The organism is Paenibacillus sp. MMO-177 (assembly GCF_037147795.1).
Classification (GTDB): domain Bacteria; phylum Bacillota; class Bacilli; order Paenibacillales; family Paenibacillaceae; genus Pristimantibacillus.
The window spans coordinates 275,485-295,579 of sequence record NZ_JBBCUR010000003.1; the positions used below are offsets into that span (position 1 = coordinate 275,485).

General features: G+C 51.7%; 19 protein-coding genes. 5 read left to right on the forward strand and 14 right to left on the reverse strand.

Annotated elements, in window-relative coordinates; all coding sequences use genetic code 11:
• The first annotated feature begins 17 nt into the window (after window positions 1-17).
• Genes proC through mtnB form a run of 4 tightly spaced genes read left to right on the forward strand, consistent with a single transcriptional unit; the run spans window position 18 to window position 3,436 of the window.
• Window positions 18-899, forward strand: coding sequence for a pyrroline-5-carboxylate reductase (gene proC / locus WFK81_RS12315; protein ID WP_336786717.1), 882 nt, complete (start codon window positions 18-20; stop codon window positions 897-899).
• A complete protein-coding gene (locus WFK81_RS12320; protein ID WP_336786718.1) occupies window positions 899-2,119 on the forward strand; it encodes a 2,3-diketo-5-methylthiopentyl-1-phosphate enolase in 1,221 nt (406 codons plus the stop codon). Before proC ends, WFK81_RS12320 begins: the two co-directional genes overlap by 1 nt.
• Window positions 2,116-2,784, forward strand: coding sequence for a 2-hydroxy-3-keto-5-methylthiopentenyl-1-phosphate phosphatase (locus tag WFK81_RS12325; RefSeq protein WP_336786719.1), 669 nt, complete (start codon window positions 2,116-2,118; stop codon window positions 2,782-2,784). Before WFK81_RS12320 ends, WFK81_RS12325 begins: the two co-directional genes overlap by 4 nt.
• Window position 2,785: 1 nt before the next feature.
• The gene (gene mtnB / locus WFK81_RS12330) at window positions 2,786-3,436 is read left to right on the forward strand and encodes a methylthioribulose 1-phosphate dehydratase (RefSeq protein ID WP_336786720.1); all 651 of its coding nucleotides are present in this window, start codon (window positions 2,786-2,788) and stop codon (window positions 3,434-3,436) included.
• A gap of 87 nt (window positions 3,437-3,523) precedes the next feature.
• Here mtnB and pyrE read toward each other — a convergent pair whose 3' ends face one another.
• The 4 genes from pyrE to WFK81_RS12350 form a co-directional block, all read right to left on the reverse strand.
• Window positions 3,524-4,060 (reverse strand): orotate phosphoribosyltransferase, encoded by a 537-nt coding sequence (gene pyrE, locus WFK81_RS12335; RefSeq protein ID WP_336786721.1) that lies wholly within the window; start codon window positions 4,058-4,060, stop codon window positions 3,524-3,526.
• Between the two features lie 102 nt (window positions 4,061-4,162).
• Window positions 4,163-4,636 (reverse strand): DinB family protein, encoded by a 474-nt coding sequence (locus tag WFK81_RS12340; protein WP_336786722.1) that lies wholly within the window; start codon window positions 4,634-4,636, stop codon window positions 4,163-4,165.
• 63 nt (window positions 4,637-4,699) lie between these two features.
• Window positions 4,700-5,500: a TIGR00266 family protein gene (locus WFK81_RS12345; protein ID WP_336786723.1), complete on the reverse strand. Its 801-nt coding sequence runs from the start codon at window positions 5,498-5,500 to the stop codon at window positions 4,700-4,702.
• Window positions 5,501-5,617: 117 nt separating this feature from the next.
• Complete coding sequence (locus WFK81_RS12350; RefSeq protein ID WP_336786724.1) at window positions 5,618-7,597, reverse strand: glycoside hydrolase family 127 protein; 1,980 nt, start codon at window positions 7,595-7,597, stop codon at window positions 5,618-5,620.
• A gap of 137 nt (window positions 7,598-7,734) precedes the next feature.
• Between WFK81_RS12350 and WFK81_RS12355 the strand changes: the two genes are divergently transcribed.
• The gene (locus tag WFK81_RS12355) at window positions 7,735-8,592 is read left to right on the forward strand and encodes an AraC family transcriptional regulator (RefSeq protein ID WP_336786725.1); all 858 of its coding nucleotides are present in this window, start codon (window positions 7,735-7,737) and stop codon (window positions 8,590-8,592) included.
• A 65-nt stretch (window positions 8,593-8,657) separates the two neighbouring features.
• Here WFK81_RS12355 and WFK81_RS12360 read toward each other — a convergent pair whose 3' ends face one another.
• The 10 genes from WFK81_RS12360 to WFK81_RS12405 all read right to left on the reverse strand — a co-directional run bounded on the left by WFK81_RS12360 (window position 8,658) and on the right by WFK81_RS12405 (window position 20,062).
• A complete protein-coding gene (locus WFK81_RS12360) occupies window positions 8,658-9,338 on the reverse strand; it encodes a DnaD domain protein (RefSeq protein ID WP_336786726.1) in 681 nt (226 codons plus the stop codon).
• 33 nt (window positions 9,339-9,371) lie between these two features.
• Entirely contained in the window at window positions 9,372-10,580 is a 1,209-nt protein-coding gene (locus tag WFK81_RS12365; RefSeq protein ID WP_336786727.1) for an acetate/propionate family kinase, read from the reverse strand.
• Entirely contained in the window at window positions 10,581-11,453 is an 873-nt protein-coding gene (locus WFK81_RS12370) for a 3-hydroxyacyl-CoA dehydrogenase family protein (protein ID WP_336786728.1), read from the reverse strand.
• A 245-nt stretch (window positions 11,454-11,698) separates the two neighbouring features.
• Window positions 11,699-13,198, reverse strand: a complete 1,500-nt coding sequence (locus WFK81_RS12375) for an AAA family ATPase (RefSeq protein WP_336786729.1) — start codon at window positions 13,196-13,198, stop codon at window positions 11,699-11,701.
• Window positions 13,191-13,730 (reverse strand): hypothetical protein, encoded by a 540-nt coding sequence (locus WFK81_RS12380; RefSeq protein ID WP_336786730.1) that lies wholly within the window; start codon window positions 13,728-13,730, stop codon window positions 13,191-13,193. Before WFK81_RS12380 ends, WFK81_RS12375 begins: the two co-directional genes overlap by 8 nt.
• 135 nt (window positions 13,731-13,865) lie before the next feature.
• Window positions 13,866-14,399 carry a cell wall elongation regulator TseB-like domain-containing protein gene (locus WFK81_RS12385; RefSeq protein ID WP_336786731.1) on the reverse strand — a complete coding sequence of 178 codons (534 nt, stop codon included), beginning with the start codon at window positions 14,397-14,399 and terminating at the stop codon, window positions 13,866-13,868.
• Window positions 14,399-15,712 (reverse strand): amidohydrolase, encoded by a 1,314-nt coding sequence (locus WFK81_RS12390; protein WP_442956054.1) that lies wholly within the window; start codon window positions 15,710-15,712, stop codon window positions 14,399-14,401. The genes WFK81_RS12385 and WFK81_RS12390 overlap by 1 nt, the downstream gene beginning before the upstream one ends.
• Window positions 15,681-16,340 carry a redox-sensing transcriptional repressor Rex gene (locus WFK81_RS12395; protein ID WP_336786732.1) on the reverse strand — a complete coding sequence of 220 codons (660 nt, stop codon included), beginning with the start codon at window positions 16,338-16,340 and terminating at the stop codon, window positions 15,681-15,683. The genes WFK81_RS12390 and WFK81_RS12395 overlap by 32 nt, the downstream gene beginning before the upstream one ends.
• Window positions 16,337-19,198: an ATP-dependent DNA helicase DinG gene (dinG, locus tag WFK81_RS12400; RefSeq protein ID WP_336786733.1), complete on the reverse strand. Its 2,862-nt coding sequence runs from the start codon at window positions 19,196-19,198 to the stop codon at window positions 16,337-16,339. Before dinG ends, WFK81_RS12395 begins: the two co-directional genes overlap by 4 nt.
• A gap of 15 nt (window positions 19,199-19,213) precedes the next feature.
• Window positions 19,214-20,062, reverse strand: a complete 849-nt coding sequence (locus tag WFK81_RS12405; protein WP_336786734.1) for a hypothetical protein — start codon at window positions 20,060-20,062, stop codon at window positions 19,214-19,216.
• Window positions 20,063-20,095: the final 33 nt, after the last annotated feature.

Here is a 20,095-nt window from a genome sequence, read left to right on the forward strand (position 1 = left end):
TTTGGAGGGTAAACGATATGTTATCAATGGAACAAACAAACGCAGGCGTTAATATCGAAGCTTTGAGAATCAGCTTCTACGGCGCAGGCTCGATGGCGGAAGCCATCGTACGCGGACTTATTAATCAAAGGCTGACTAAGCCGGAGCAAATCTCGATGCTGAACCGTCAGAACGCGGACCGTTTAAATGAGCTGAGCGAGAAATACGGCGTTCAGACGGTATTAAACGGCTCTACGAACGAGCAGTTTATTCAGGACGCGGATATTGTTTTCCTGGCAATGAAGCCTAAGGACGCAGTCAGCGCGATTTCGACCATCAAGCATCTTCTCTCGGAGAAGCAGCTGATTGTCTCGGTTATTGCCGGTCTGTCGATCTCTTCTATCGAACGCGTGCTGGGAAGGTCCGCCGCGATCGTGCGGACGATGCCCAATACTTCGAGCACCATCGGTCTTGGCGTAACGGGAATCAGCTACTCGGGCAGCGTGACCGAAGAGCAGCGAAAGCTTGCGGAAACGATGTTCGCTTCGATCGGCATTAATGCGGTTGTTGAGGAGTCGCTGCAGGATTCGATCGTGGGTGTGTCGGGCAGCGGCCCGGCTTATGTCTATTTCTTCATGGAAGCGATGATGGAAGCCGCGGAGAAGCTTGGCCTCCCTGCTGACCAAGCGAAGGAGCTGATCGTTCAGACCGTGCTTGGCGCTGCCGAGATGGTCAGAACAACCGGCGAGGAGCCGGCTGAGCTCCGCCGTAAGGTGACTTCCCCTAACGGTACGACCCAGGCTGCAATCGAATCGATGGCAGCTAGCGGATTAACGGAAGCCGTCGTTCGCGGCATGCTGCGTTCGGCCGAGCGCGCCGGCGAAATCGGAGCGGATATTGAAAGGAGCACGTTGTCCTAATGAATCAGATGTGTGTTGCGACTTACCGCTGCTTTGACGAAAAAGCGGATTTTGATAAAAAAGCGCTGTCCATCGCTGTTGGCTTAACGGTTGGCAGCTGGACGGAGCTCCCTGAAGCGCGCAAAGCCGAGATGGAGAAGCATCTTGGCAAAGTATTGTCCGTTGACGTGCATGAAGAGGCGGGCAGAGAACGTTATGCCGATATCCGGATCGCATATCCGGATATCAACTTCAGCCGGGATATCCCTGCCCTGCTCGTGACGATTTTCGGCAAGCTGTCCATGGACGGCAAAATCAAGCTGATTGATCTGGATGTCTCGGAGCAATTCCAATCGGCCTTCCCTGGTCCTAAGTACGGCCTGGAAGGAGTACGTCAGCTTCTTGGCGTTCACGACCGCCCGCTTCTGATGAGTATTTTCAAATCGGTTGTCGGCCATGATCTTCCGAACCTGCAAGAGCAGTTCTACAAGCAGGCGCTTGGCGGCGTTGACCTGATCAAGGATGACGAGATTCTGTTCGAGAACCCGCTTACTCCGCTGGAGAAGCGCGTGGAAGTATGCATGGAGGCTGCCCGCAAAGCCCAGCAGGAAACCGGTCAAAAGCTGCTTTACGCGGTTAACCTGACAGGTCCAACCTCGCAGCTGGCAAGCCAGGCGAGAAAAGCTATCGCAGCGGGTGCCAACGCATTGCTGTTCAACGTATTGTCTTACGGCTATGACGTGCTGCATGAGCTTAGCAAAGATCCGGAGATTAACGTGCCAATCGCGGCTCATCCGGCAATGGCAGGCGCCTTTTATCCATCGCCGCATTACGGAATCAGCGCAGCCGTGCTGCTTGGCAAGCTGATGCGTCTGGCTGGCGCGGATCTGGTACTGTTCCCTTCCCCTTACGGTTCGGTTGTCATGCCGAAGGAAGAGAACCTGGCCGTAAAAGACGCGCTTCTTGCGCCTTCCGATACGCTCCGGACGAGCTTCCCCGTCCCATCGGCCGGCATCCATCCCGGACTTGTCCCTCTTATTTTGCGCGATTTTGGCACGGACGTGGTCGTGAATGCCGGCGGCGGCATCCACGGCCATCCAATGGGCACTGCGGCTGGCGGCAAAGCATTCCGCAGCGCGATTACGGCAGCAATGAACGGCGTACCGCTTCGGGAAGCAGCGGCGCAGCCGGGTAACGAACCGCTTCAGGCGGCTATTGACGCATGGGGGATCAAGGAATGACTACAGCCAAGAAACGCATCATTTTCTGCGACTTTGACGGAACCATCACCGTTAACGATAACATTGTAGCTATCATCAAGCATTTCAACCCGCCGGGATGGGAAGACATTGCGAATGCGGTTCTGTCCCAGAAAATTTCGATCCGCGACGGCGTTGGCCGGATGTTCCGCCTCCTCCCGACTTCCATTCGGAAGGAAGTTGTAGAGTATGGCATTAACAACGTGCAAATCCGTGACGGCTTTGCCGAACTGCTCCAATACTGCAAGGACGAGCAGATCGAGTTCTACGTGACAAGCGGCGGCATCGATTTCTTTGTGTATCCGGTGCTTGCCCGCTTTGGCATTCCAGAGGATCATATTTACTGCAACGGCAGCGACTTCAGCGGCGAGCAGATCGAAATTACATGGCCGCATCCATGCGATGAGCATTGCACCAATGACTGCGGCATGTGCAAAACAACGATTATGCGCCGTTTCCCGGCAAGCGAATACGAGCGGATTATTATCGGCGACAGCGTAACCGACTTTGAAGGCGCCAAGCTGGCCGATACGGTCTTCTCCCGCCATCATCTGACGGATAAATGCAAGGAGCTTGGTCTCCCGCATTCCGAATTTACTACCTTCCATGACATTGTGCATGAGCTGAAGAAAGAAAGGATCGTTTAACATGGCTTTTACCGATATTAAGCTGGAACAAAAGCAGCAGGCGCTCGCCGAGCTGCGCAGCGTTAAAGAGCTGTTCGCCTCCCGCGGCTGGTTTGCCGGAACAAGCGGCAATCTCTCGGTTCGCGTAGGGGATTTCAACCCGGATGAATTCTACTTCGCCATTACGGCAAGCGGTAAGGACAAAACGGTACATACGCCGGAGGATTACCTGTTTGTCGACAAGGACGGGAAAGCTTGCGAAGCGACTAACCTGAAGCCTTCCGCCGAAACGCTTATTCACAACGAAATCTACCGTTTAACGGGTGCAGGCGCTATTTTCCACGTTCACTCCGTTTACAGCGCCGTTTTGTCCGAATGGTTCTGGGAGCGCAGAGCGGTCCCCGTAGACGGGGTAGAGCTGATCAAGGGCCTGAACATCTGGGATGAGGAAGCGCATATCGACATTCCGATCGTTTCCAACTTCGCTGAGATTCCTCGTATCGTACCGGAAGTAACGGAGCGGCTAGACAAGCGGATACCGGGCATTATTCTCCGCAAGCACGGCATTTACGCATGGGGTGCGAACGCCTTCGAAGCGAAGCGCCATATCGAAGCGTTTGAGTTCCTGTTCGAGTACGTGTACCGCTGGGAAATGCTGAACGGCCGCAAATGAAGCAAAAAAGCTGGTCAACTCGTTGGTAGCGAGATTGGCCAGCTTTTTTATTACCGATATAGAATTAATAGATTCCGGTTTTTATTCTTATACGCTTTCTTCGACTGCGGCCAGTAATTCTTCCATCTTGAACAAGGAGCGGACTTCGAATTCCGCCTCTTCGAGGTTGGCTCTGCCAGCCTTTTCATTCTCGATGACGCAAAGCACCTCTTTCAGCTCCGCATCGTGGTTCAGCAGGTCTGCTGCGCTTAAGAGCACCTGTCCGCCCGTCGTGATGACATCCTCGATAATGCAGACCTTCTTGCCCGTTATATCGATCCCTTCCGCCAATTTGCTTGTTCCGTAATCCTTCGCTCTCTTGCGGACGAAGACAACCGGAATGCCTGTTCTGAGGGAAAGTGCGGTCGCAATCGGAATACCGCCCATCTCAAGCCCGGCTAAAACTTCCGTTCCTTCCGGAACAAGGGGTGCAAGCTGTTCTGCGATCGCAGCTAGAAGCACGGGATTGGATTCGAACAAGTATTTATCGAAATAATGATTCGAGGTTTTACCTGAACGAAGCTTGAATTCTCCCGTCAGTCGTGACGTTTGCATAATTTCTCTTGCAAGCTCTGTTTTGTTCATCTACAGTCCCCTTCTCCCTAAAAAGTCGATTACCCTAAAAATGCGCCGTTTGAAAGTTTAGCAAATCTCAAAGGAATTGTCTATGCGGCTATGGAGAGTTTTTTAAATCGAAGTCGATTGATATTCTTCCTTCAATAATTGCTTGGCGATATAAAAAATTTGGCCCATATGCTCCGAGTAATGCGCCGCGCATTGATGCAGCATATCCAGATTGCAGCGTTCCTTGCCGCGAACCGGCTGTGTCTGTTCCAGCTGTTCATCCGATAAGGAGCGAGTGGTGTCTATAACAAATTGAAGGCGCTCTTGTATGATCCTTGACAGCTCTTCCTTTGCAACAAATGTCGGCTTTAATTCAGCCTCCCGGTCTCTTATAATATTCTGGCGAAGAACCCCTTTATTAACCCTCTCGAGAATATTACCTTCAATATGCCTGATTATCGTCGATATGGAGTGGCTATTTGCTCCCGGACTCCAATTGACCTGCTCATCATCCAACTGATGAAGCGCTTTCAAAATTCGCTTCTGAATTTCTTCGAATTTCCTGGCTAACCACACTCGATTAAACTCATAACTCATTGTCGATTACCTCCCTAAAAAAACTCCATCCCGCTAAGGGACGGAGTATAACTGAACAGGCTGTCAGTCGCCTTTCAGCATATTGAAGATAGCGCCTGCCGCGCTTCCTTCGTCCTTGCCGCCCGTTCCGAATCCTCGAGGCGCTGCAGCGAATACGCGGCTCGCCAGCCTGCTGAACGGCAGCGATTGAATGTAGACGGTTCCTGGTCCCTCCAGCGTTGCGAAGAATAGACCTTCACCGCCAAAGAGGAAGGTCTTCACCCCTTTTACCATTTCAATGCTGTAATGCACGCTTGGCGTAAAAGCCACCAGGCAGCCCGTATCAATGCGAAGCTTCTCCCCCGGATTCAGGTCTTTGCGGATAATCGTGCCGCCCGCATGCATAAAGGCAAGACCGTCGCCTTCAAGCTTTTGCATAATAAATCCTTCTCCGCCAAAAAAACCCGTTCCGATCTTGCGCTGGAACTCGATTCCGACCGACACGCCTTTTGCGGCTGCAAGAAACGCATCCTTCTGGCAGATCATTTTTCCGCCTGCGGCATGCAGGTCAATCGGAATGATTTTGCCCGGATACGGCGCGGCAAAGCTGGCTTTTTTCTTGCCGATTCCTTCATTCGTGAAGGCTGTCATAAACAAGCTCTCGCCCGTCAGAATCCGTTTGCCCGCGCTCATCAGCTTACCCATTAGCCCGCCTGAGGTTTGGCCGCTGCCGTCTCCGAAAATCGCTTCCATATGAATGCCGTCATCCATCATCATAAGGCTTCCCGCTTCGGCAATAACCGTCTCGGAAGGGTCCAGCTCAATTTCTACAAATTGCATATCGTCGCCATGAATGTAATAATCGATTTCGTGGTTGCTCCTCAACCTAATCCCTCCTGAACGATAATGAAGCTTCCCTTCTATCATACCATTAACATCCAATTATTTCCCAATATAAAAAAGAAAGCATGCAGTAAAAAATGCATGCTCTCCTTACGGTTCTTATCCCAAAGCACGTATCCAAACCATCATTTCGCCTTTCCCGCGGTTGCCCCAGAGATAGTACGGAACAGCCTTCAACTGAACCCTCTTTGAGGCGCGATGCTGCGCGTACGGACGATATGGCGTATCTTCCTGCCAGGACTCCTGTTCATCCAGCTGTCCTTCGGCATCGATGACAACCGCTCCTCCAAGTAATTGATCGTCATAATAAGAATGAAGCTCTCCCGATGTAACCAGCGACACCGCCGCAAGTGGACTTCCGTTATCCATTTCCTCCAAGCAATAGACAAGCGGCCCGCGCTCGATAGCAACCTTGCCGGCATTTGCGCGAATTTGCGGATGAGCTGCCGTTAGTTGAGCTTTAAGCTCCGGTTCCCATTCCGCAACGTCTCCTTGCTGCCAATTACGGTTAACGAGCGCATATCCATTCTCAACGGCGTATTCCGCCGTTACGCCGTTAATATTTAGTACGGCCTTGCCTCTGCTCCATGATGGAATCCGCAGGGCAAACGTAAACGGCGTACCCGGAACATCACTAAATTCGAATCGGGTATATCCTTTCCAAGGAAGCTGTGACTGCTGCTTTAATGCAACGGAGCCTGCGGCGAGTTCGAATCGGGCCTCACTGCCGATAAAAAGATGCGTATAGATTGTATTGCTCGCGGTGGACACCGTGTAAATATAGTCGTTCAAGGAGCTGAGCAGACGCGCCACGTTTGGAGGGCAGCAGGAACAGCCAAACCATTTCTGACGCTCGGCTTTCGCATGATGGCGGCCCGGATTTTTCTCTGAGGCTTGCGGCCATACTTCAAGCGGGTTGACGTAGAAGTAATGCTTGCCGTCCTGCGACATGCTGCCTACCACATTGTTATGCAACGCCCGCTCCAGAACATCGGCGTATTCGCTTTTTGCTTCCAGCTTAAGCATCCGCTGCGCAAAAAAGATCAGGCCGATTGAAGCGCAAGTCTCCGCGTATACCGTATCGTTCGGCAGATCATAGTCGAAGGAGAATGCCTCGCCATGATGCGTGGAGCCGATACCGCCGGTAATATACATTTGTTTTCCGGTCATATTATTCCATAACCGTTCGCATGCTTCAAGAAGCTGCTTATCTCCGGTCAATCTGGCCAAATCCGCCATTGCGGTATACATGTAGACCGCACGAACCGAGTGACCTACCGCCGCTTCCTGTTCGCGAACCGGCTTATGCGCCTGGTTGTACGCTAATTGCGGCACGGTTGGAATCGGGCGTTTGCCTCCGGCCCACAAACTATAGCCGTCCCGCTGCTTCCCTTCTTCCACCAGGAAGTTCGGTTCCGCCCCGCGTTCGTCGATAAAGAACTGAGCCAGCTTCAAATAACGTTCTTCACCCGTCGCCCGATGCAGCTTCACCAATGCAAGCTCAATCTCCTGATGGCCGTCATAGCCTTTCAGCTTGCCCTCCTCCCGGCCAAAAACCGAATCGATATGATCGGCAAACCGGCACATGACGTCCAGCAGCTTGCGTTTTCCCGTCGCGTCATAATAAGCAACTGCCGCTTCCATCATGTGGCCCGCGCAATACAGCTCATGCGCCTCATAAAGATTGGTCCACTGCTTGCCCGGATCTTTTATCGTGAAATACGTATTCAAATAACCATTCTCATGCTGCGCCATCGCGATGAGATCAATAACTTCATCTGCGGTACGCTCCAGCTCGGCATCGGGGTGATTCGCCAAGGAATAACCAACCGCCTCCAGCCATTTCGCCACGTCGCTGTCCTGGAACACCATGCCGCCGTAAGGATGGTTTTCAAGTCCTGCCGCTACACGGAAATTACGGATGGCATAGCTTGGCTCCGCATCCGCGATCCGGTCGTTTAACGCTTCCCATTGGTAAGGGATTACGATCTCGCGCACGAGCTCCGTAAAGCGGTTCCAAAAAGCATCCTCAATATGTACCTGACTGCTTCCCAGCCGTCCGTTAAGCTGCTTCGCCATGAAAGTTCCTCCTGCTCGAATATAAAAGATTTGATTCTTCCTAGTTTCTAGTTTATTCTCGAAAAGACAAGGAAACTACAGCTAAAACGACCTTCTTTTTTATAAAATATAACACTGATTGGAGATGGACTGACCGCATGACTTACGTATCCCTTCAGCTTCCTCCCATGCCTTATTACACCGCAACCGGACAGACCGCGTACAAGCCCGGCGAACAGCATCCCAACCGCCGCAACTTAGGTTTGTTTGACCTCCTGTGGGTAACCAAAGGCACCTTATATATCGGTGAAGAAGACAAGCAATGGGAAGTTAAAGCCGGAGAGACGCTGCTGCTTCTGCCGGACCGTTATCACTATTCGACTAAGCCTTGCGACAGCGATACGTCCTTTTATTGGATTCATTTCGACTTCAATGGGGAATGGAAGCAGCATGCCTCGGATGCTGCTTCCCCGCCTCTACCCTTGCGCCATGCTTGGGAAAACCCTTACTTCATCCAAATACCCAAGTATGCGTCGCCGCCTGAATTTATCCTTGCCGAGCGGCATCTCAGTCAGCTGCTAACCTTTGCGAATGAACATCAAAGAGGCGTTTACTGGCAGGAACACCAGCTTTTTATCGAGCTGCTTGGCTTGCTGGAGGAACGGCGGGACCGTGCGAGCACGGATTCTCCGGCCATGAAGCTGGCAAGCAAGACGGAAGCCTATATCCGCCAGCATTATCAATCAGAGCTTACGAACGCGGCTCTGGCGGAGGCCCTTCATTTTCATCCCAATTACATCGTCAGATGCATGAAAGAAATCTATCACTGCTCCCCGATGGACTATTTGCATCAATACCGGCTGGAGCAAGCCAAGCTGCTGCTCGTAAAGACCGAATGGTCCGTCGCGGTTATAGCCGATAAGACGGGCTTCCGCCATGCTCCATACTTTTCCAACTGCTTTAAAGCCTACACAGGCACCTCTCCGCTGAAGTACCGCAAGCAATTCTCGCCTTAACGGAATGAAAAGAAGCCTTGTACTCCCATCAGGAAATACAAGGCTTCCATATAATCATATAAGTGCTACCCGCGCGGTCCACGGAACTTCTGGGAATGGGCTCTTGCTTCATCCACGTTCGTAACCCGGTTCCGGCTCCACTCGATTAGAATCCGGTCTATATAACGGAAATTCAGCTTGCCTGCAAAGACAGCTTCCTTCAAGGCAAACCGGATCAGCTCATCCGCATAACGGTCCTGGTCCAGCCATCCGGAGATCGTCTCGCATTCCATCGGCGATAACAGGCGTCCAAACTCCTGCTCGAACACCGAAAAAATGTTGCCCGGATCCGTTGCGCGTTTCACGGTGCGGCGCTCCGCTCTCCGTGTCTCCCGCTTCTCTTCGGCCGCCCACTCGGCGGCCTTAAGCAGCCAACCGCTCCAATTATATTGCTCCGATTGAATTCCCGTCACCGGATCAATCCGCTCGTCGATGGTCAAGAAGCCTTCTTTCATCAGACGGCCAATCGTCTGCTCAATGGCTCTTGTGGTAGAGCCGGTACGTTCGGCCAGCTGCTCCATCGTCGGAAATTCGATCCCTTCCGATTCCCCGAACTGCATCAGCTGCAGCATCAGCATCGCTTCCGTGTCGGATAAATTCAATTGCCGGTAAGACCGTAGAAGAAGTGCAGACACATGCACGCCTCCTTCATTCATGACGGCCGCCATTCCCCGCGAATAGGCCTTCCACATGTCCTCATTGCTCATGTAACCGATCCCTCCGCTACTACTGCTATTCGATTATTTCGACTCGCCTTTCACAATCGCGTACGTATCGCGGGCAATAAGCAGCTCCTCGTTCGTAGGAACAACCAGCACCTTCACGCGGGAAGCATCCGTCGAAATCTCGCGGACGTCCTTGCTGCGGATGTTGTTGCGTTCCTCATCCAGCTCAACGCCTAGGAACGAGATGCCTTCGCATACCGCTTTGCGCAGAACGTTCGAGTTCTCGCCAACCCCTGCCGTGAACAGAATAACGTCAACGCCGTTCATCGCGGCTGCATATGCGCCGATATATTTGCGGACGCGGTACGTGTACATATCAAAGGCCAGCTTGGCATTAGCGTCGCCTTCGCCCATTGCTTCCACGATTTCGCGCATATCGCTGCTGATGCCGGAGATCGCAAGCATACCGCTGTGCTTATTCAGCATCGAATTCACTTCGCTTAACGTCAAATCTTCTTTGTTCATAACATACGGCACGATTGCCGGGTCCAGGTCACCGCTGCGCGTACCCATCATCAGCCCTTCAAGCGGCGTCATCCCCATGCTCGTGTCAAAAGACTTGCCTTCCAGGATGGCGGTTGCGCTTGCGCCGTTGCCGATATGGCACGAAATCATCTTCAGCGACTCCAGCGGCTTGCCCAGGTACTTGGCAGCCTTCTGGCTGACATATTGATGCGAAGTTCCGTGGAAACCGTAACGGCGCACTTTATGACGGCGATACAATACTCTTGGAATAGGATACAGGTAAGATGTATTAGGCATTGTCTGATGGAAAGCCGTATCGAATACGACAACCTGCGGAACATTAGGCATATTCGCCTCTACCGCGTTGATGCCCATCATATGCGCCGGGTTATGAAGCGGAGCTAGATCAAACAGCCTGCGAATTTCCTGCTTCACGTCGGCCGTTACAAGAGCCGAGCTCTTGAACACTTCGCCGCCGTGCACGATCCGGTGCCCAACCGCATCGATCTCTCCCATCGAGGAAACTACGCCGTGCTCGGGATGCGTCAGCATGTCGATAACCTTCTTAACCGCGGTGACGTGGTCAAGTATCTCGCTTACTTGCGTCACGTCCGGCTTGCCGGGAGGTTCATGGGTGACGATCGAGGAATCCATGCCGATTCTCTCCACTCGCCCGCTCGCAAGCACCGCCTCGTTCTCCATATTATAGAGTTGATATTTCAGCGAAGAGCTTCCTGCATTAATTACGAGTACTTTCATCTAGATACGGTCCCCATCCTTGTCATATTTGAAAAATCCGACACCCGACTTCACGCCGAGATGTCCTCCGCGCACCATCTTCTTCAGAACGATAGACGGACGGTATTTTAACTCCCCGTATTCGCGGAACATCCGGTCAAGGGCAGCAAGGACGGAGTCCAGGCCAAAACGGTCGGCCATCTCGAAAGGTCCGCTCTGGAACGAATAGCCGATACGCATCGCATTATCGATATCTTCAGCCGAAGCGACGCCTTCCTCGAGAACATGCAGAGCTTCATTAATGAAGAGGCAGATCAAACGGGTAGTCACGAAGCCTGGCGATTCGAACACCATGATCCCTTTTTTCTGGATAACCTCATCCACAAATTCTTTCGTTGCGTCAAACGTAGCATCGGAGGTTTTCAAACCGCGGACAATTTCAACCAGATCGATTTTGGATACCGGATAAATAAAGTGGAGGCCAATGACGCGCTCCGGGTGGGTGGTTACGCTTGCCAGCTCGGTCAAGCTAAGCGTGGAGGTATTGCTTGCGATAATGACGTTATCGTCGCAAATCTCGTCCAGCTTCTGGAATACCTGTTTTTTGCTCTCCAAATCCTCGGTGATGGATTCAATAACAAGCTCGCAGGAATTCATGTCTTCATAGTTCTTGCATCTATGGATACGATTCAAAATCAGTTTTTTCTCAGCCTGCGTCAGAGCCCACTTCTCAATCTGTTTATCCAGGTTGAGTTCGATCATCTGCATACCGTATGTTAAGCGTTCCTCCGAGCTTTCGATTACATACACATCCAGCCCTTTAGAAGCGAGCATTTCCGCGATTCCTTGCCCCATTGTACCGGCGCCGATGACGCCAACTTTTTTGATTGCCATAATTCTGTCGATTCTCTCCTCGTATGTTTTTCTCTTTTTTTGAGTGTTATTGAGAATAGTTCTCTCTTCCTCGCATCCATTATACCCTTTTTTAGACAAAGAATGAAGGCAGGAAGATGAACGGATCTTGAACGCCTCATGAACAACCCATGAACGATTTTGTATGCTTTTCGATTTTGTTATCTTTACACCAAAAAATGAACGGCAGTTAGCATGAACTGCCGTTCATTGTGGTAGACCTCTTTTTATGCGCTTTGGGACAACCGGCTTAGAAGAGCACGGAAATCATCGCCGCCAAGCGTTTCTTCCTTGATTAGCACATCCAGGGACTGAACAAATACGTCGCGTTTGGCTTCCAGCATCGCTTTTGTCTTGCTCATCAGCTCATCCAGAATGGAACGGGTAATGTTCGCCCATTTATCCGGCGTCATCATGTTCGCGTCAATGATGCCAAGCTCGGTAAGTCCCGATTCCACCATCGTGCGAACGATGTTCATCGCTTGATCGAAATCGCCCCGGGAGCCGGTGCTCCGTCCGCCGTAGAAAATCTCCTCGGCTGCAGCGCCGCCAAGCGCGATCATAATTTGGCTTTCCAAAAATTCTTTCGTGTACAGATAGCGGTCCTGCTGCGGATTATGACGAACATAACCAAGCGCTTCGCCGCGCGGCGACAAAGCAACCTGCGACACGCTGCCCGGCCGAACAAGCTCTGCCGCTATAGCATGGCCAAGTTCGTGGAGCGCAACACGCTCGCGCTCTTCTGCCGTTGCCTCGCGGTCCGTTTTCTCGCCCATCATGACTTTATCGATAGCCATCGCCAGATGCTGCTCCAGAATAGTTACGCTCTGCTCGCGCATCGCGTAGATCGCTCCTTCATTCATGACGCTCTCCAGCTGGGCGCCGGAGAAGCCAAACGATTCGGATGCGATTCGTTCCAGATCAACCGACTCATCAAGCGGTTTGTTTGCCGCATGCAGACGCAAAATATGAAGGCGTCCTTTTTTGTCCGGCAGGTCTACGCCAATATGGCGGTCGAAACGGCCCGGACGGAGCAACGCGCTGTCCAGCATCTCCTTGCGGTTCGTCGCCGCAATAATAAGGATACGCGGCGCCTCGTCGGAATGAATGCCGTCCATTTCGGTAAGAAGCTGGTTCAGCGTCTGATCGTATTCCCGATGCTGGCCGCCGTCCCGCTTGCCGCCGATAACATCGATCTCGTCGATAAAGATAACGGCGCTTTTCTTGCCTGCTTTTCTTGCTTTCTCGCGAGCTTCTTTGAACAAATCGCGAATGCGTCCCGCACCTACGCCAACGTACATCTCGACGAATTCACTGCCGGATGCGGCCAAGTAGATGGAATCCGTATAATGGGCGGCTGCCTTAGCGAGCAGCGTTTTACCGGTTCCCGGAGGGCCCGTAAGCAGAATCCCTTTCATCGGGCGGATGCCAAGCTTAGCGATCTCGTCTTGTTTAACCAGGAAGTCCAATGCTTCGGTAAGCTCCTGCTTAGCTCTTTCCTGACCGCCGATCTGATCAAAGCTGATCGAGACCGTGTGAATCTGCTTGCTGCGTTTCGACCCTGGCAGAGCGGTCATACGTCCTTTGCCTCCGCGCGATGCAAACCAGACTCCTGCGGCCAAACCGGCAAGCAGCAGAACGGGAAAAATATTAATTCCTCTAAAAGCAAGGAAAACGACAACCATCAGGACAAAACCGGCCGTAATCTCAATCCAATACTTACGCATTAGCCGACACCTCCAACATAGCAGGAGTGCGTGGAAGCACTACATACTTCGTCGAGTTACCATCCTTCAGCGTAATATAGACATTGTTATCGTCGAGCGCGGTTTCATATTGAATGCCCGCTTGAACTGCTGTTGCTTTCTGAAGTGCATTCGGAATTTCCGAGTAATTTTTCTTTTCCATCGCTTCGGCGACATCAAACAATACCGAAGACCAGACCTTCTCTAATTTATCGCTTGGCGCCTGATTTGTAATATCCAGCGATAATTCACGGCTGCCAATCGCGTCTTTGCCTTCTTTTGCAATGGATTCATACACGTCTTTCAGATTGGCGTCCGGCTTCAGTGTAACTTGAACCGAAACTCGGTTTTGATCTATAGCAGGGGCATTCGCCGAAGCGACGCCTTCAATTTGTCCAATAGACTTCTGAAAAGGGGAAACAACGGCAAACTGTTTATATAACATCCATCCGCCAAAAAGCAGCAAGGCTGTCGCCACAGCGGAAAGCACGAAAGGGACAATACGAAGTTTCATAAGTTGATTTCCTCCTCTATATCTGTTATATAGCAACACTAACGTATATCAACTCTGCCATACGAAAGTATATCATATAACGACATCAAAGAGGCGGTGTAAAAACAGGAAGCGGAGCCAGCCGCGTAATTGCGGCTAGCTCGCTGTTTTGGCAGGGAGATGATATTCGGTCACGTACGTACCGCTGCGGAAATCATAGAAATCGTAACTGTATTTCTCGGGATTGTTGCCTTGCGAATAGAATACTTCCCAAACCAGCTGACCGTTTAAAGTTCCGGGTTGAATGCGTTTAATCGCCGCATCCGGTTTCTTCTGCAAGAGAGCTTGTTTAATAGCAGCCTTATCTGTTGCTTCGGCGGCTTTAACCGTTTGAACGGTCTTGTCAGGACCAATCAGCCATACGTAAATTTCTTCATTCGCGTCATTCTTGCCCTTCACGATCCACGATGTCGTATCCCAAACCTGCTTCGTGACGGACGATACCTCGGTGAGGCCGGCTGCTTCCTTCGCCTGCTTCCGGATCGGATTCTCCGAATTCCAGAACGGTTGCTGAATCGCGTTATAGTACATGATAATTACCGCAATTACAGCAACCAACGCAACAAGGATAACAGCCAGCCAGCGCTTCGGATTCATCACCGGCTGACGTTTTCTCGTTGTCGTTCTCATTACGCGTTAAGCAGCCGTTCGAAGCTGGCCTGCGCCTCGTAACGGATTTTTTCCTCGTCCATCATCGTGCATTCGCCATTATGAACAACCTTCCTGCCGTCTACCCATACATGCTTGACGTCCCGGCCGGATCCGGAGTAGACAAGATGGGATACGATATCCGTCATCGGATAGTAATGCGGCTGATCCAGATCAATCGCGATAAAATCAGCCTTCATCCCTGCCGCGAGCTGTCCGATGCTGTCTTCCTGCCAGATCGAACGGGCCCCGTAGACGGTTCCCATGCGCAAGGCTTCCATAGCCGGAATGACCGTCGGGTCTCCGGAGATGCCTTTATGCAGCAGCGCCGCGAATTTGATCTCCTTAAACAAGTCCAGGTTGTTGTTGCTTGCTACGCTGTCCGTGCCCAGCGATACCGTGACTCCCGCGCGGAGAAGCTCGGGAACGCGGGCTACGCCGCTCGCCAGCTTGAGGTTGCTGACAGGGTTATGGGATATGGCAACGTTGCGTTCAGCGAGCAAGGCAATCTCGTCATCGTTCAGATGCACGGCATGCGCCACAAGCGCCGGACGCGAGAAGAAACCAAGCTTGTCCAGATGCTCCACCGGACGGGAACCGTAGTCGCGGACATTTTGCTCTACTTCGGCAAGCGTCTCGGACATATGAGTATGAACCGGCAGGTCGTAATCATGCGCAGCCTGCACAAATTTCTCGATATAATCCGGCGGGCAAGTATATGGGGCATGCGGGGAGATCATCGTTGTGATGCGGCCATCGGCTTTACCGTTCCAATCCCGGGCAAAAGCGATAGCTTCCTTGAGCTTCGCCTGCTGGATTTCCTCCGGGCACAATCCGATAACGCCGCGCGTCAGAGCGCCGCGGATTCCCGATTGCTGTACCATCTGCGCAACCTGATCCATCCGGTCATACATATCGACAAAAGCTGTCGTTCCGGTCTTTAACATTTCCACGATCGCAAGCGCGCTTCCCGCACGCGTATCCTGATCGACGTATTTTGCTTCCATCGGCCACATCTTCTGCTCCAGCCAGACCTGCAGATTCTGGTCATCGGAATAACCGCGAAGCAGCGACATGGCAGCATGGCCATGAGTATTAATAATCCCCGGCATAAAAGCCAGCTTGCTGCCGTCAAGACGCTCAACATGCTCGTCCAGTCCGGACGGAGCCTCCGCTCCGATATATGTAATTTGGTTGTCCGTGACGACCATATGGCCGCGGAAAACCGCATTAGCATCGTTCATAGTTACGAACAAGCCGTTCTCAATCCACAACTGCGCCATTTTCCTGCTCATTCCTTTCCTTCTCCAAATAATAAGCCAAGCTGAGCAACTCTCTCGTAAAATCCGCATGATGAATGCGAATATGGTCGGGTAAACGCAAAATCGCCGGCGCGAAATTCAGGATGCCCTCGATCCCTGCCTCCACGAATTGATTGGCCACGTTTTGCGCTTCGGGACCGGGTACGGTAATGATGCCAATGCGGATATTGTTCTCCTGCACGGTCTCTTTCAACTTGTCCATTGGCTGAATAGTCAGGTTGTTGATCATCGTGCCGATCTTGCTTTGATGATCATCGAACACCGCGACAATTTTCATATTGTCCTTGGAGTACTTATTGTAATTGCACAAGGCATGTCCAAGATTGCCGGCGCCAACAAGCGCAACGTTAATCCGCTGGTCGAGCTTTAGAATCTGCTGAATTTTCTCAATGAGATAAGAGACGTCGTACCCTATGCCCTTGCGCCCGAAGTCGCCGAAATAAGCAAGATCCTTCCGGATTTGAGCCGGATTGAGATCCAGCTTAAGCCCGAGTTCCTGCGATGAAACCGTCTGCACTTCACGGTTATACAATTCGTTCAGCACCTGCAGGTAGATAGGAAGCCGTCTGACAACGGCCTCCGAAATTTTCGCCTGCTTCACCCGATTTCCTCCTCTTCCGTTTGCAGCCATTCCCGCATCCGCGGTACCATCTGGTCGATATGCATCGTTTCAATCTTTGGACCGGGCAGCGAATAGAGGAAGTGCTTGCCGTAATACGTATCGATGACGCGAGTGTCGTAGATAATAACAATTCCTTTGTCCTTCGCCGTGCGCACAAGTCTTCCGAAGCCTTGCTTGAAGCGGATGACCGCCTGCGGAATCGACAGCTTCATGAAAGGATTCTGCTTTTGCTTCTGCAAGAGCTCCGACTTCGCTTCAACAAGCGGATGATTGGGCGGCTGGAACGGCAGACGGACAATTGCCAGACAGGTTAAAGCCTCGCCCGGAATGTCCACTCCTTCCCAGAAGCTGCTTGTGCCGAGCAGCACCGTCTCCGGCTGCTGGGTGAACCGTCTAGTCAGTTTCGTCCGGTTGCCGCTGTCGATGCCTTGGCCCAGCACTTGAATGCCGGAGCCCGCCAAAGCTTCCTTAAGCGGTTCGTAGACCTGCTTCAGCATCCGGTAAGAGGTGAACAGCACAAGCATGCGGCCTTTCGTCTCCACAGCCGAATCGGCAAGCGAGCTTACCAGCATGGAAATAAACTGCGGATCGCCCGCCGAGCCCTTCAGGGTCGGGAAATTACGCGGGATAATGACCAGAGCCTGCTCCCGATAATTAAACGGCGAAGGAAGCTGTACGGTTTTCAGCCGGTTATTCTCTTCAAAGCCTTCAAGTCCAAGCTGCTCTTCCGCATATTGGAACGATTTATGGACGGACAAGGTGGCGGAGGTAAGAATAATGCTATCCTTCACGTCGAAGAAATATTGTTGAAGCTGCTTGCTTACGTCAACCGGCACCGCGTACAAGTGAACGGAACGGTAACGATATGTCGTGCTTGCCTCGATCCAATACACTTCCGAGTTCTGCTCCATCTTGAGGAACGTACGGAGATCATCCTTCACCCGGGTTAAATCGCGGACTACGCCGTTCAAATCCGTAATCAGGCCTTGTATCGATTGATCGTCAAGCCGGTCCTTGATATCCGAAGCCATTTTATCAACGGTCTTTACAACGCGGCTAAGCTCGGTATGCACGTTGTTCTCAATCGTCAGAACGTCGTCCCAGCCCTTCGGCGGCGTATCGCTGCGCAAACGGCAGACGGCCTGACCGTTATCGTTGCCGGCCTCTCCCGACTCACCCACAAAGGCATACAGAAGCTCAAACAGCTTATCCCAATGCTCCTTCACGTCCTGGAACACGGGAATAACCGTATCGATCGTTTCCGTCCATGCCTGAACCCGTTCGTCATCTTCCTGCTGAAGACGAAGCCTAAGCGCCGGAAGCAGACCGGATCGGGCATCCTTGAATAATCTTGTTGTCTGATGGGTCAAGGAGAAATAATTTAATTGCATGCCGAGATGCTTGCCCGCTACTTCTTCCACATGATGCGCTTCATCAATGATCAGGTGGCTGTAGCTTGGCAGCAGACGGTGATCCGCTTGAACATCGGTGAACAGCATCGAATGATTCGTAATGCATACGTCGGCAATATTAGACTCATGCTTGGCGCGATGGTAATAGCAGCGCTTGAACCACGGACATTGACGATTAAGGCAAGAATCCGCATCGCTTGCTACGGTTGACCAGAAATCAGCGCCTTTATTGCCGAAGTTCAGCTCTTCCTGGTCGCCGGTTTCCGTTTCGCTCAGCCAAACGACCATCTGCGATGCCGTAATGGCGTCATCAATGGGAGCAACTAGATCCTTCGCATTGATTTTACTTTCAAATTTCCGCAGACACAAATAATTGCCCCTGCCTTTGAAGATCGAAGCACGGAAATCAAAAGGTAAAATCTCGCGAAGCAGCGGTACATCCCGCTGACGAAGCTGTTCCTGCAGATTGATCGTATGAGTGCTGACCACGATTTTGCTTTCCTGTTGAATGCCGTAATAAAGCGCAGGAATCAGATAACCAAGCGATTTGCCTGTGCCCGTTCCCGCTTCGATAAGCAGATGGCGGTCATTGCACAAGGAATCGTAAACCTCGCGGAACATCGTTGTTTGCGCTTCGCGCTCTTCGTAATTCGGATACTTCTCCATAAAGCGCTGACGGATTCCGTCCAGATACTGCTCGAAGGAAACGTCTTTAAGCGGTTCCTCCTCCTGATCGGCGCGCGCCGGCTGTTCGTCCGTCCATTCTCCGGCTTTGAGCGCGAATTGGTTGAAATATTGGTAAGCATTCATATCGATAGAGGTATGGAGCTCGGCATATTTCAACGTCTCGGCCATAAACCAGCTTAGATCGCTCCCGTTGTCTATAAGAAAGGATAGCCGCTGCAAAGTGAGCAGCGGCAACTGTCTGAGCTTTTGTACGGATTGAGCGAATAATTCGGCGGTTGCTATCGCGTCGCTGTCGGCCCGGTGATGCTGGTCATGGGCAATGCCAAACAGCTCGGTTACAGCTCCAAGCTGATACGTCGTAATCGACGGATACAAAATTCTTAGCAGCTCAATCGTATCCAGCCGCCGTCCGATAAACGGATGATAGCCGCAACGGTCAAGCGCCTGGTTCAAAAAGCCGGCATCGAAATTCACGTTATGAGCGACCAGAACGGCATCCTCCAGATAAGGGATAAGCTGCATGAGCACCTCATCCAATTCCGGAGCATCCGCCACCATATCGGCGTCGATTCCGGTCAGCTGCGTAATAAATGCCGGAATTTCTATTGTAGGGCGTACAAAGGAGCTATAGGTTTCAACGATTTCGAGGTTGTCGTTCAGTACGGCGAGACCTACCTGCAAAATATCGTCGCTGACGCTATGCCCTGTCGTTTCCAGATCCAATACTGCAAATTTCATTACGTTTCTATCCCCTCATAAGCAGCAAAGCTCGGTACTGCCGAAAAATAAGGATAATTGCTGCGGCGTTTCTTTACAACTTTTCAAATTGTTTAACGGGTCCTTGAAGCTTGGGCAGGTTTCGTATGCCTTGAGAAAAAATTGCTCCGCCTGTTCCAAATTCATATAAATCGCTTGAATGCACCCAAGGGCATTATAGCCTAAAGCACGCCACTTCGGATAGTCCGTTAATGAAACCAGCAATTGGAAATGCCGCTGCGCCTCACTCCAATTTTGCAGATGCATATGCGTCATTGCCAGATAAAGCCGGGCCAGATTGCATTCCGGAAGATAGGAAACCGCAGAATGAAAATGAATGGCAGCGTCGGAAAACATAAATAATTTATAATACCCCTGCCCCTTCGAGATCATCATCGCGTATTCGTAAGGCACTTCCATATCAAGTTCCGCATTGTAAGCTTCCTCGGCTGATACTGGTTCATGATTTTCCGCCTGCTTGGCAGAATGCATAGCCTGCGGCGGCGCAGTTGGCTTTTTGGTTGGCGACGGCACAGGAGCAGCCGATTCTGCCGCCGGCGACGGCTGAGCAGGCGGCTCGCCAAGCTCCGAGCTGCTCTCCATCGCCAGCAGAGGCGGCGAAATCATTTGCGTCACTGGGCCTTCCAAAGCAGCTGCATGCTGTTCCACAAAGCAAGAAAACTTTTCTTCGAAATCAATCCAATGCTCAACGAGGGAATCGCTCATTTTCTTGAGCATGACAAGCTGCTCATCGAATTGGGCTTTTTGCTCGCCGGTTGCAGCCGGATAAGCTTCAATCAGGTGATCCAGCATTTCGTTCATGGCTTCGAACATTTGTTGAAACATTACGCATCCCGCCTTCACCAAAGAATTGAGGAG